Origin of the sequence: Actinomadura craniellae, from assembly GCF_003289645.1 — a bacterium.
GTDB lineage: Bacteria > Actinomycetota > Actinomycetes > Streptosporangiales > Streptosporangiaceae > Actinomadura_D > Actinomadura_D craniellae.
Genome location: NZ_QLYX01000014.1, coordinates 102,977 through 115,729 on the forward strand (window position 1 = coordinate 102,977; position 12,753 = coordinate 115,729).

Genomic DNA, 12,753 nt, shown 5'->3' on the forward strand with positions numbered 1-12,753 from the left:
TAAGGACGAGCACCGCACCGGCACAGCGGTGTCCAGTCGCCGATAAACTCGATCCTTGTGGCAGCCATCGACCCCGCAGACCAGCTCAAGGAACTCGACTCGACGCTTTCGGGCATCGCGGCGGTCCTCGACCTCGACGGCATGCGGCGTGACATCGCCGAGCTGCGCGAGCAGTCGGCCGACCCCGACCTCTGGAACGACCAGGACCGCGCCCAGCAGGTGACCCGCCGGCTGTCCTACCTGGAGGGCGAGTTCGGCAAGGTCGAGGGGCTGCGCCGCCGGCTCGACGACACCGGCGTGCTCTTCGAGCTGGCCGCCGCCGAGGACGACGCCGACACCCGGCAGGAGGCCGAGAACGAGCTGGCCGCGCTGGCCAAGGACGTCCAGCAGATGGAGGTCCGCACGCTGATGGCCGGCGAGTACGACGCCCGGGAGGCGCTGGTCACGATCAACGCCCAGGCCGGCGGGATCGACGCGGCCGACTGGGCCCAGCAGCTCCAGCGAATGTACCTGCGCTGGGCCGAGCGGCACGGCTACCCGACCGAGGTGTACGAGACCTCCTACGCCGAAGAGGCCGGCATCAAGTCGACGACCTTCGCGGTCAAGGCGCCCTACGCGTACGGCACGTTGCGCGGCGAGCACGGCACCCACCGGCTGGTGCGCATCTCCCCGTTCGACAACCAGGGCCGCCGGCAGACGTCCTTCGCCGGGCTCGACGTGGTGCCCGTGGTCGAGCAGAGCGACCACGTCGAGATCGACGAGGGCGACCTGCGCATCGACGTCTACCGGTCCAGCGGCCCGGGCGGGCAGGGCGTCAACACCACCGACTCCGCGGTGCGGATCACCCACCTGCCCAGCGGCATCGTGGTGTCCTGCCAGAACGAGCGCAGCCAGTTGCAGAACCGCGCCTCCGCGATGAACGTCCTGCAGGCCAAACTGCTGGAGCGCAAGCGGCAGGAGGAGGCGGCCAAGATGGCCGACCTGCGCGGCGAGGGCACCAGCAGCTGGGGCACCCAGATCCGCAACTACGTGCTGCACCCCTACCAGATCGTCAAGGACCTGCGCACCGGCCAGGAGGCCGGCAACCCCACCGCGGTGCTCGACGGCGACATCGACGACTTCATCGAGGCCGAGATCCGCTGGATGCGGCAGCAGGAGGCCGAGAGCGACTCCTGAGGAGCAGTTCGCGCGTTCGGGGAGTGACCGATTGATCACTCTGCGATGATTCCCGGGAACGCACCCTTTCCTCTCCCAGGGGCCTCCCATGCGCGCACGTCCCATCGCCCTCACGGCGCTCCTCTCCCTCGCGCTCCCGCTCGCGGGTTGCGACGGAGGTGGCGCCCCCGGCGCCGCGGCCGGTCCGCCCGCGCTCACCAGGGAGCAGGCGCGCGCCGCGCTCGACCGCTACCAGGCCGCCGCCAACCAGGCCGGGCAGCGGCTCGACGCGCGCCCGCTGAACGATGCGGCGACCGGCTCGCAGCTCGCCATGGAGATCGCTTCGCTGCTGCTGCACCGCGCTTCCCGCAGCCGGTGGCGGCCGTTCGCTCTTGAGTCCCCCACCTTCTACATCCCGCGGCTGAGCGGCCATCCGCGCTGGTTCGCGGCGAGCGCCACCACCGGTCCCGGGCAGGAGCGGCTCCGGCACGCCCTGCTGTTCGTGCAGGACGCACCGAACGGGCCGTGGCGGGTCACCGCCGACCCGTACCCGGCCGGCGAGGCGCTGCGCGACGTGGCCCTCGACGAGCAGGGGTACGCGACCGCCGTGCCGGCGCCGGGCCGGGTCGGTGAGGCGCACGCCGCGGTGCTCAGCGGCGCGGCCGTGCCGGCCGGGGCGGTGGCGATGGCCGACGGCCCGCAGACCGGCCAGGCGTACACCGCGCTGGGCAAGGCGCAGGAGCAGTTCCGCCAGGCCGGCGTGACGCTCACCTCCCGGTTCACGCCCACCCGGCTGCCGGCGTACGCGCTGCGCACCAAGTCCGGCGGGACGCTGGTCTGGTACGTCCTGCAGCAGCACGAGACCTACCGGGCGGCCCGGCCGGGGCGGATCACGGTCGCCGGCGACCTGACCGGTCTGGCCCGGCAGCGCAACGTGCGCACCCGCCTCGACACCACCGTGTTCGTCCAGTACCTCACCGCGGTGCCCCGCAAGGGGCCGGCCCTGGTGGTCGGCGCCCACCGCAAGGCGGTCCGCGCCGTCGGTTCCTGAGCCCCGCCGGGTGCCGGGGCGTCCCGCACTTCCCGACCGCTGTGCGCGGGCACCGGCACCCGGCGGACCCGCCCGAGCCGGGGGAACGCGCAGAGCGGGCCGCTCCGAACGGAGCGGACCGCTCCACGCGCAGGTGCGGTGGCGGGCGGGCTGGTTCCGCCCGAGTCAGTCCCCCGTGGGCAACGTGGCGGCGGTGACCAGGGTGCGGATGGCACCGAGGGCGACCGACAGGGTGGCCAGGTCGAAGCTCTCGCTCTCCCAGATCTCGGTGAGGGTCTGGCGGGCGCGTAGCATCGCGGCCTCGTTCTTCTCCGACCAGACGAGCAGCCGCTTCTCCGGGCCGGCCCCGGGCGGGCTGCTGGCCAGCACGTCGCGGGTGAGCGCGGCGTGCGCCGCGTACAGGTCGTCGCGGAGCGCCGCGCGGGCCATCGACCGCCAGCGGTCGTCGCGCGGCAGCTCGATCACCCGCTCGCGGATCCGGGTCAGCTGCAACCGGTCGGCCAGGTCGAAGTAGACGTCGGCGACCTCCTCGACCGGCCGCCCGCTCGACTGCGCGATCTCCACCAGATCGAAGGCGGAGAAGGCCGGCACCATCATGGCCACCCGCTCGGCGAGCTCGCCGGGCACCCCGCGCTCCACGAAGCCCTCCCGCCGGCTGGTGAAGCCCTCCAGGTCGAGGCCGGTCAGCACCTTGGGCAGTTGCGCGGTGAGCGCGACGGCGCCGGTGGAGAAGAAGTCGATGGTGCTGCGGATGTCGAACGGCGGGCGCCGGTTGTGCAGCAGCCAGCGGGCCCCGCGCTCGGTCAGCTTGCGCGACTCCAGCAGCAGCGCCGTCCGGGTGGCCTGGTCGACGCTCGGCGGCAGTTCCTCGACCGACCGCCAGAACCGCGGCATGTCGAAGACCTCACGGGTGACCAGGTAGGCCCGCGCGATGTCCGGGGTGGAAGCCCCGGTCTCCTCGTTGGCCCGGTAGGTGAAGGACAGCCCGCTGTTGTTGACCAGGTCGTTCACCACGCTGGTGGTGATGATCTCGCGGCGCAGCGGGTGCCGGTCCATGTACGGCAGGAACCGCTCGCGCAACGGGGTCGGGAAGTACCCCGCCAGCCACTCCTCCAGGTAGGGGTCGTCGGGCAGGTCGGAGGAGACCAGGTCGTCGTCGAGGGTCAGCTTGGCGTACGCCAGCAGCACCGCGAACTCCGGCCCGGTCAGCCCCAGCCGGCCCTGCCGCCGCTCGGCCAGCGCCTTGTCGTCGGGCAGGAACTCCAGCCGCCGCTTGAGCCGGCCCGAGCGCTCCAGCTTGCGCATCATCCGCGAGTGGACGTGCAGCATGTCCGCGGCCTGGGCCCGGGCGGCGCCCAGCACCAGGTTCTGCGCGTGGTTGTCGCGCAGCACCAGCTCACCGACCTCGTCGGTCATCTCGCCCAGCAGGACGTCGCGCTGCTCGCCGGTCAGCCCGCCGTCGCGGACCACCTGGTCGAGCAGGATCTTGATGTTGACCTCGTGGTCGGACGCGTCCACCCCGCCCGAGTTGTCGATGAAGTCGGTGTTGATCAGGCCGCCGGTGCGGGCGAACTCGATCCGGCCGAGCTGGGTGAGACCCAGGTTGCCGCCCTCGCCGACCACCTTGCACCGCAGCTCGGCGCCGTCCACCCGGACCGGGTCGTTGGCCTTGTCGCCCACGTCGGCGTTGTTCTCGACCAAAGCCTTCACGTAGGTGCCGATGCCGCCGTTCCACAGCAGGTCCACCGGGGAGCGCAGGATGGCGCGGATCAGCTCGTAGGGGGGCAGCGCGGCGACGGCGCCGTCGATGCCCAGCGCCGCGCGCATCTGGGGGGTGATCCGGACGGACTTGGCGGTGCGCGGGAAGACCCCGCCGCCGGCCGAGATCAGGTCGGTGTCGTAGTCGGCCCAGGAACTGCGGGGCAGCCCGAACATCCGCTGCCGCTCCCGGAACGACCGCGCCGGGTCGGGGTCCGGGTCGATGAAGATGTGCCGGTGGTCGAAGGCCGCGACCAGCTTGATGTGCTCCGACAGGAGCATCCCGTTGCCGAACACGTCACCGGACATGTCGCCGACACCGACCACGGTGAAGTCGTCGCGCTGCACGTCCTTGCCGAGCGCGCGGAAGTGGTACTTCACCGACTCCCAGCCGCCCCGGGCGGTGATACCCATCGCCTTGTGGTCGTAGCCGACCGAGCCGCCGGAGGCGAACGCGTCGCCCAGCCAGAACCCGTAGGACGCGGCGACCTCGTTGGCGATGTCGGAGAAGGTGGCGGTGCCCTTGTCCGCGGCCACCACCAGGTACGGGTCGTCGCCGTCGTGACGCACCACGTCCGGCGGCGGTACCACCTTGCCGTCGACGAGGTTGTCGGTGATGTCGAGCAGGCCGCTGATGAACTCGCGGTAGCACTCGATCCCGGCGGCGAGGAACGCGTCGCGGTAGGCGCTCATGGCCGCCGCGGACCTGTCGTCCGGGCCGCGCTCGGGCGGGACCGGCAGCCGCTTGCCGACGAACCCGCCCTTGGCCCCGGCCGGGACGATCACGGTGTTCTTGACCGCCTGGGCCTTGGCCAGGCCGAGGATCTCGGTGCGGAAGTCCTCCCGGCGGTCGGACCAGCGCAACCCGCCGCGGGCCACCGAGCCGAACCGCAGGTGCACGCCCTCCACCCGCGGCGAGTAGACGAAGATCTCGAACTTGGGCCGGGGCTGCGGCAGCTCCGGGATCCGCTCCGGATCGAACTTCAGCGACAGGTAGGGCTTGCGCTGGAAGTAGTTGGTGCGCAGGGTCGCGGTGATCAGTTCCAGGTAGGCCCGCAGGATGCGGTCCTCGTCGAGGCTGGCGACCTCGTCCAGCCTGCCGGCGATCTCCTCGATGATCCCGGCGCTGCGCTCGTCCTCGCCGCCGGTCAGCGTGGGGTCCAGCCGGGACTCCCACAGCCGCACCAGCAACCGGGTGATCGCGTCGTTGCGCAGCAGCACCTGCTCGATGTAGCGCTTGCTGAACGTGATGCCGGCCTGCCGCAGGTACATGGCGTACGCGCGCAGCACCATCGTCTCGCGCCAGGTCAGCCCGACGTGCAGCACCAGCGCGTTGAAGCCGTCGTTCTCGATCTCGTCGCGCCACAGCGCGTTGAACGCGTCCTCGAACAGCGCCTCGACGTCGCTCTCGGGCACCACCGCGGACGGCTCGTGACGCAGGCCCAGGTCGTAGATCCAGGCCCGGCGCCGGCCGACCGCCCCGATCTCGTACGGCCGCTCGTCGATCACCTCCACGCCCATGTTGTGCAGCAGCGGCAGCACGTGCGACAGGGAGATCGGCGGGCCGAGCCGGTAGATCTTCAGCCGCCGCTCGCCCGGGCCGGCGCCGTAGGGCTCGTACAGGTCGATGCTGATCTCGCCGTCCTCGGCGAGGGCGTCGATCCGGCTCAGGTCGGCCACCGCGGTCTCGGCCGGGAAGTCGGCCTTGTACCCCTCGGGGAACGCGTCGCCGTACCGCCGGGACAGCTCGCCCGCCCGGCCCCGGCCGAACCGCTCGACGATCGCGTCGGCCAGGTCGTCGGCCCAGGACCGGGTGGTGGCCGCGAGCCGGCGCTCCAGCTCGTCGACGTCGACGGCGGGGAGCTGCGTGCCGCGCCGGCCGCGCACCACCACGTGCAGCCGGGCCAGGTTGGCGTCGGAGACCATCGCGCTGTAGTCGACGGCGACCCCGTCGAACGCCTGGCGCAGGATCTCCTGGATGCGCAGCCGGACCTGGGTGGTGTAACGGTCACGCGGCAGGTAGATCAGGCACGACATGTAGCGGCCGTACTCGTCCTTGCGCAGGAACAGCCGGAGCTGGCGGCGGTCGCGCAGCCGCAGCACGCCGACCGCGATCGGGAGCAGGTCGCCAACCGAGATCTGGAACAGCTCGTCGCGCGGGTACGACTCGAGGATCTCGATGAGGTCCTGCCCGTCGTGGCTCTCGGGGGTGAACCCGCCCCGGTCGATGACCTCGTCGAGCTTGCGCTTGAGCACCGGGATGTGCGAGATGGACTCGCTGTAGGCGACGTGCGTGAACAGGCCGAGGAACCGCCGCTCCCCCACCACCTCGCCGGTCTCGTCGAACCGCTTGACGCCGATGTAGTCGAGGTAGTGCGGGCGGTGCACCGTCGAGCGGGAGTTGGCCTTGGTCAGGATGAGCAGCCGCCGCTCGCGCGCCTTGGCCCGCGCCTCGGGCGGCAGCGCGGCGAAGCTGCCGGACTCGCGGGTGTCGGGGCGCAGCAGGCCCAGCCCGGTGCCGGGCACCGGGCGCAGCGCCGAACCGTCCTCGCTGAGCACGTAGTCGCGGTAGCCCAGGAAGATGAAGTGGCCGTCGGCGAGCCAGTCGAGCATCTCGATGCCGTCCGCGAGCTCCTTGGCCGGCAGCGCCGGCGGGTGCTCGGAGATCTCCATCGCGATCGCGCCGGCCAGCGAGCGCATCTTCGCCTCGTCCTCGACGGCGGCGCGCAGGTCCTGGAGCACGTCCTGGAGGCCGATCTCCAGCCGGGCCAGGACCGCCGGGTCGTCGACCCGGTCGATCTCGATGTGCAGCCACGCCTCATCGAGGTCACCGGAGTCGTCGCGGTTGCCGCGGAACGCCCGCAGCCGGCCCGCCACGTCGCGGTCGACGCCGATCAGTGGGTGGACGACCAGGTAGGTGTTCACCACCTGGCGGGTCAGCTCCATCGTCGCGGTGTCGACCAGGTACGGCATGTCGTCGGTGACGATCTGGACCACGGTCCGGTCGTCGCACTCCCAGCCGTCCTCGGCCCGGCCGGGGTTGAACACGTGGACCTTGGCCCTGCCCTGCGGGCGTTCCTGCGCGAGCCGCCGGTTCGCCAGCGCGGGACCGCGCACCCCTTCCTCGTCGCGGCCGACCAGATCCTCCGGCGCGACGTGCCGGTAGTAGACCTGGAAGAAGGCCAGCGCGTCCTCGAGGTCGCTGTCCGCCGCAGCCCGGCGTAGCAGATCTTCCTTCGCCCGTTCGAGTTCGCCGCTCATGCCCCGTGCCCGTCGGCTTGCCGCATCGTCGGACCCATAACGCTCATGGACTCCCCTGAGAACCCCGTGCCACACCTTTGTAGCCCGCTCACTGCGCCAGAGTAACGAGGAAAGCCCGCTCTGCCGACCCGATCGGATCAGTCTCCGCCCGCCCTATATCAGCCGGATCCGCTGGCCGCGGGCTCGCTCGGCTCGCCGGTGGCCGGCCCCGTCGGGGGGTCGGAGGGATGCTCGGACGGCGGGTCGCTGGGAACGGGCGGCGCGCTGCCGGACGGCTGGGCCGAAGGCCAGGGCGTCATGGGGGTGCGCACCGCGCCCGGGCTGGGCGTCGGAGAGGTGCTGGGCCAGCGGCGGGCCCGCGGGGGCGCCGAGATGCGGTGGGCGGGTGTGGGGCCGGTGCTCTCGGCCGGCGGGTCGGCGATCTCGCCGAGCCGGCCGCCCGGCAGGGGCTGCCCGCCGCCGCTCAGCGCGTACAGCCCGCCGGCCAGGCCGAGCGCCGCCACCAGGACCGCGATGCCGGCCAGCACGGCGCTCCGCCGCCCGCCGGGCCGCGGCTCGGGCCGGCCCTCCGGTGCGGTGACCGTGGACAGGCCCCGGGTGAGCGTCGCGTCGCCGGTGAGTTCGGCGGCCACCTCGCTGCCGGCGGTGAGGATCTCGGCGGCCGGCCGGTCCCGGGGCTCCTCGTCGTGGCCCAGCAGGCGCATCAGCACCCGGCGGGCGTCGGGCCGCAGGGCGGGGTCCTTGGCCAGGCAGTCGGTGACCAGGGTGCGCAGCGGCCCCTGGAGGTCGCCGAGGTCCGGTTTCTCGTGCAGCACGCGGTTGATCACCGCGGGGATGGTGTCCTGGCCGAACGGGGGGCGGCCGCAGGACGCGAAGACCATGGTGGCGGCCCAGCAGAACACGTCCGCGGCCGTGCCGACCTCGTGCCCCTGCAACTGTTCCGGCGCCATGTAGGCCGGGGTGCCGATCACCCGGCTCGTCACCGTGGCCGTCCCGCTGACCGCCCGCGCCACCCCGAAGTCGATCACCCGGGGGCCGTCCGGGCCGATCAGCACGTTGTGCGGCTTGAAGTCGCGGTGCATGACATCGGCCTGGTGGATCGAGACCAGCGCGGTCGCCGTGCCCACGGCCAGCCGGTCGAGCGCGGCGGCGGTCAGCGGGCCCTGGTCCTGGACGAGTTTGTTGAGCGACGGGCCCGGGACGTACTCGCTCGCGATGTAGGGCCGGTCTCCGGTCGCGTCGGCGTCGATGATCGCGGCGGTGCAGAACGGGGCGACCCGCTTCGCCACCTCGATCTCGCGGATGAACCTCGCCCGGGCGCTCTCGTCCGCGGTCAGTTCCGCGTGCAGGAGCTTGACCGCCGCCTGCCGATCACCGTTCCGGGCCAGGAAGACCGTGCCCTGCCCGCCCGAGCCGAGCCTGCCGACCAGTTCATACGGACCAAGGCGCTCCGGGTCACCGGACCGCAGAGCCCCCGCCTCCATGCACCGACCGTCCTTTCTCTCCCTCGTCCCGACGTTCCGAGGTTGAGATCGTACGGTGCTTCACCGTCCGTCACCCGACAGTCGCGGGAACCGGTTCGGCGTGTCAGCCCGCGCTCCACCTGCCGATCAGTCGTCGTCGCACCCCGTGAAACCGCACTCCGGGGGCTGCACCGGGTCGGGGTCGCCGCCGTGCGGGTTCGGGGCGTGGGTGGTGGGCGGCGGGGTCGGGTGATGGCTGGTGGTGCCGCTCGGCTGGTGGGTGGGGGGCTTCGACGGCTGGTGACCGCCCGGGTTCCAGCCGCCGGTGCCGGGGGACACCCCGCCCGTCCCGCCGGACGGAGCGGTGGAGGGGCTGCCGGAGGTGGTGAGGGGCCGGGAGGACACGCCGTCGGCCGGGCTCGCGTTCGAATACGCCGGGCCGCCGGTCACCGGGGCGTCCGACCGCACCCCGGCGGAGCTCCCGTTGCGGCTCGGCTGCACGGTCTTCGAGTCGGGGTCCGGCAGCAGCAGCACCAGCGCGACGATCGCGGCGGCGGCGGCCAGCCCGCCCGCGCCGGCCAGCACCGCGCGGCGCAGCGCGTCCTTCGGCCCGCCGCCGTTCCCGCCGGGCGCCGGCGCCGTCAGGTCGGCCGCGCCCGGCGCGGTCATCCCGGCCTGGTGGTGCGCCGCGACCTGCTCGATCCGCTCGGTCTGCCCGGCCGGCTGCGGGCCGGTCTCCCCGGCGACCGCGGCGCCGAGCAGCCCGAGGCCGGCCGGGGAGGGCAGGGGGGCCGCCAGGGTGGCACCCTGGGCGAGGATCTCGGTGCCGACCTCGGCCGGGGCCGCCGCCGGCACCGCTCCCTGCTGGCTGATGAGCCGGAACAGGATGTCGCGGGCGGTGGGCCGGCGGGCGGGGTCCTTGGCCAGGCAGTCGGCGACCAGGGTGCGCAGCGGGCCTTCGAGGTCGCCCAGGTCGGGCTCCATGTTCATGATGCGGTTGGCCACCAGCGGGATGGAGTCCTGACCGAACGGCGGGCGGCCGCTGGCCACGTAGGCGAGGGTGACGCCCCAGGCGAACACGTCCACGGCAGGCGTGACGCGGGCGCCGCTCAGCTGTTCCGGCGCCATGTAGGCGGGGGTGCCGACCACCCGGCTGGACAGCGTCGCGGCGCTGTCGAGGGCCTTGGCGATGCCGAAGTCGATCACTCGGGGGCCGTCCGGGGCGAGCAGCACGTTGGCCGGCTTGAGGTCGCGGTGGACGATGCCGGCCTGGTGGATGGCGACCAGCGCGGTGGCGGTACCGATGGCCAGCCGCTCCAGCGCCGCGCCGGACACCGGGCCGTTCTCCCGGACGAACTTCTGCAGGGACGGGCCGGGCACGTACTCGCTGACGATGTACGGGCGGGCGCCCTCGACGTCGGCGTCGAGCACCTGGGCGGCGCAGAACCGGGCCACCCGCATGGCCGCGCTCGCCTCGCGCACGAACCGCTCGCGGGCCAGCGTGTCGTCGGCCAGGTCGCCGTGCAGGAGCTTGACCGCCACCTGCCGCCCGTCCGCGGCGCGGCCCAGGTAGACGGAGCCCTGGCCGCCGGTGCCGAGCCGTCCGATCAGTTCGTATGCGCCCAGCCGGCGGGGGTCGCCGGGCTGGAGTCGGTCCGCCGTGCTGTCGCCGGTCGCCGCCATGACCGTTGGTCCCTTCAAGTCGTACGGGCCGCGGGGGGAGTTTCCCTGCCGGCCACACAGTGCTCAGATGCGGCCGGAGCCGCCCGGGTTCGGGGCCGCATCGGAGAATTTCGGGACGGAACGCCGCCGTACCTCTCGGCGGATTTCCCGAAAACACCTATCCGGACCGCCGAATTGACCATTATTCCCGGGAGATCCTGCCACCCGACCACGCCATTGCCCGATACGAAGCGTGTAATCATACGAGCACGGGTAGTGACACGCCTAGTGATCATTACTAGGAGGAACGGACAGGTGTCTGTACCCTTAAAGGTCGCTTGTTGTGCGGCCACCATGACAATGGCACTGGCGTCCGCCGAGGTGCACGCCGCCCAGCCGGGCGAGCGTTCTCGGCAGCCCCAGGAGCCCGTCGTGGCCGGCCCGCACGGCACGACCCAAGAGAACCGGCCCGATACCGAACCACTAGGGCCGTCGACCCGGCAATCACGCAACGAAAGGCTGCTGCACGCACCGACCCGAGGCCGGTATTCGAGCCCGCCGGACCATCATCCGGCGGACCGCCAGGACCGACCGTCGGGCGAACCGAACAAACAGAGACCCGGGGCGGAACCCCGGGAGAAGCATCCGGAATTCACCCGAATTCCACCGCATCAACTGAACATCAGGGGCGGACTCCCGCTTCTAGCGAAATTCTTCGAGAATCCGGAAAAACGACACCGCCGGCCGCATGCCACCCCGGACGACCATCCGGACCGGGCCGGAACTCCGGATCACGGGCCGCACGCACCGGCCCGGCACGGCCCCGAACAGGGCCCGCCGCCACACACAGGGCGGCCCGAAGGCCCGCAGCCCGGGAAAGATCTCCCGGCGGGGCACCCGTCCACGGCAGGCCCGGACCGTTCCGGCCGGCCCGAAGGACGGCCCAATCTGACGGGTGCGCACGACCACTGGCATCCGATGCTCGTCCCGTACCCGTTCCGCCCGCCGTTCCAGCCGCTGTTCCTGGGCGAATCCGCACCGCAGCGGCCACCGGCACCACATGCGGACGGGCACGAAGGTCCACACCGGGACCGCCACGGCCACCACGGCCCCATGAGGGCCCGCCCGGCCGCGACTGCGGGGAAGCAGGTCGCGCACGAGCACGGGGTCGGCGCACAACCGGCCAGGGCACAGGCGGTCGAGATGCTCGCCGCCCAGGCCCAGGCGATCAGGGCAAGGCGGGCGAGCCGCAGGGCCGAACTCTTCTCCGAGTGGGAACGCAGGGCCGACCAGGCGGTGTCGTTCGCCCTGGCCCAGCGCGGTAAGCCCTATGTGTGGGGCGGCACCGGGCAGCCCGGCTTCGACTGCTCGGGCTTGGTCCACACGGCCTGGCGAAAAGCCGGGGTGAGCATTCCTCGCGTGTCCCACTCCCAGCTCCGGGGCATCCGCAAGCACGTCGACAAGGACGAGCTGCGCCCGGGTGACCTGGTCTTCTTCAGGGGCGGCGGCCACGTCGGCATGTACGTCGGCGATGGCAAGTACGTGCACGCGCCGCACTCGGGGCGCACGGTCTCGGTCGAGAAGCTCGACGACCGGAGCAACTTCGTCGGGGCCGTCCGCCCCGGCTGGCCGGCCGAACTCTGAGTTCGCGACCGGCCCAGGTGATCCTTCGAACGCTTCTGGCGGTGACCCCTGCCCGGACGTTCGGAGGATCGCCGGCCCCCGCCCGCGATCCTGCGGTCTCAGGCTAGATGATCCGGGCGGGGAGAAGGTCGCGATGCGCAGAAATTGACCGAATGCGGCGACTCCCGGCGATCGTGGCCGGCCCGGTTCTAGCCTGTTCGGCATGGAAATCGCGGGTCCGACCATAACGGCCGCCGGCCATTCCGGCGGGCCGCCCGGTTCTTGCCGTCCCCTGCCCGTGAACCGGTCAGGGAGAACGGCCCCGTTCGGACCGGAGACCGGAGGCTGACGACCCGGTGAGTTCCGGCTATGAGGTATTCGTCTCGTACGCACCCGAGGACGACTGCTGGGTCCAGACGTTCGTCCGGCGGTTGCGCGACGAAGGGCTGCGGGTGGCCTACGACCGGCTGGTCGGGGGACCCGACGATCCGGTGCGGCACTCGCTGGAGCAGACGATCCTGGCGACCGCCGCCAGCATCGTGGTGTGCAGCCGGGCCTCCGCGGCCAGCCCGTGGGTGCACGAGGAGTACGGCGTCCTGATGCGCCGGGCGGCCGAGGACGGCCGGGCCTTCGTCCCGGTGGGGATCGAGGACATCGCGCCGCCGGGCTTCCTCACCGGAACACCCCTCCTCGACTTCGGCATCGACGACTACGATGCCCTGATCAACCTGCTGGTGAGCGCCCTGCGCCGCTGATCCTCGCCTTCGAGCCGTACCGACC

The 12,753-nt window shown here is 72.4% G+C and carries 7 protein-coding genes; 4 read left to right on the plus strand and 3 right to left on the minus strand.

Annotated elements, in window-relative coordinates:
* Positions 1 to 57 precede the first annotated feature (57 nt).
* Together prfB and DPM19_RS26200 are read left to right on the plus strand one after the other, a co-directional pair.
* Positions 58 to 1,176, plus strand: coding sequence for a peptide chain release factor 2 (gene prfB / locus DPM19_RS26195; RefSeq protein WP_111870704.1), 1,119 nt, complete (start codon positions 58 to 60; stop codon positions 1,174 to 1,176).
* Between the two features lie 88 nt (positions 1,177 to 1,264).
* Positions 1,265 to 2,206 (plus strand): hypothetical protein, encoded by a 942-nt coding sequence (locus tag DPM19_RS26200; RefSeq protein ID WP_111870705.1) that lies wholly within the window; start codon positions 1,265 to 1,267, stop codon positions 2,204 to 2,206.
* A gap of 165 nt (positions 2,207 to 2,371) precedes the next feature.
* On the opposite strand, the gene DPM19_RS26205 is transcribed toward DPM19_RS26200, so the two are convergent.
* The 3 genes from DPM19_RS26205 to DPM19_RS35865 form a co-directional block, all read right to left on the minus strand.
* Positions 2,372 to 7,225, minus strand: coding sequence for an NAD-glutamate dehydrogenase (locus tag DPM19_RS26205; RefSeq protein ID WP_111870706.1), 4,854 nt, complete (start codon positions 7,223 to 7,225; stop codon positions 2,372 to 2,374).
* A 158-nt stretch (positions 7,226 to 7,383) separates the two neighbouring features.
* The gene (locus DPM19_RS26210) at positions 7,384 to 8,709 is read right to left on the minus strand and encodes a serine/threonine-protein kinase (RefSeq protein ID WP_111870707.1); all 1,326 of its coding nucleotides are present in this window, start codon (positions 8,707 to 8,709) and stop codon (positions 7,384 to 7,386) included.
* A gap of 126 nt (positions 8,710 to 8,835) precedes the next feature.
* Entirely contained in the window at positions 8,836 to 10,371 is a 1,536-nt protein-coding gene (locus tag DPM19_RS35865) for a serine/threonine-protein kinase (RefSeq protein ID WP_199485289.1), read from the minus strand.
* A 1,092-nt stretch (positions 10,372 to 11,463) separates the two neighbouring features.
* Here DPM19_RS35865 and DPM19_RS26225 point away from each other — a divergent pair.
* Positions 11,464 to 11,994, plus strand: coding sequence for a C40 family peptidase (locus tag DPM19_RS26225; protein ID WP_111870709.1), 531 nt, complete (start codon positions 11,464 to 11,466; stop codon positions 11,992 to 11,994).
* A 335-nt stretch (positions 11,995 to 12,329) separates the two neighbouring features.
* A complete protein-coding gene (locus DPM19_RS26230) occupies positions 12,330 to 12,728 on the plus strand; it encodes a toll/interleukin-1 receptor domain-containing protein (RefSeq protein ID WP_111870710.1) in 399 nt (132 codons plus the stop codon).
* Positions 12,729 to 12,753: the final 25 nt, after the last annotated feature.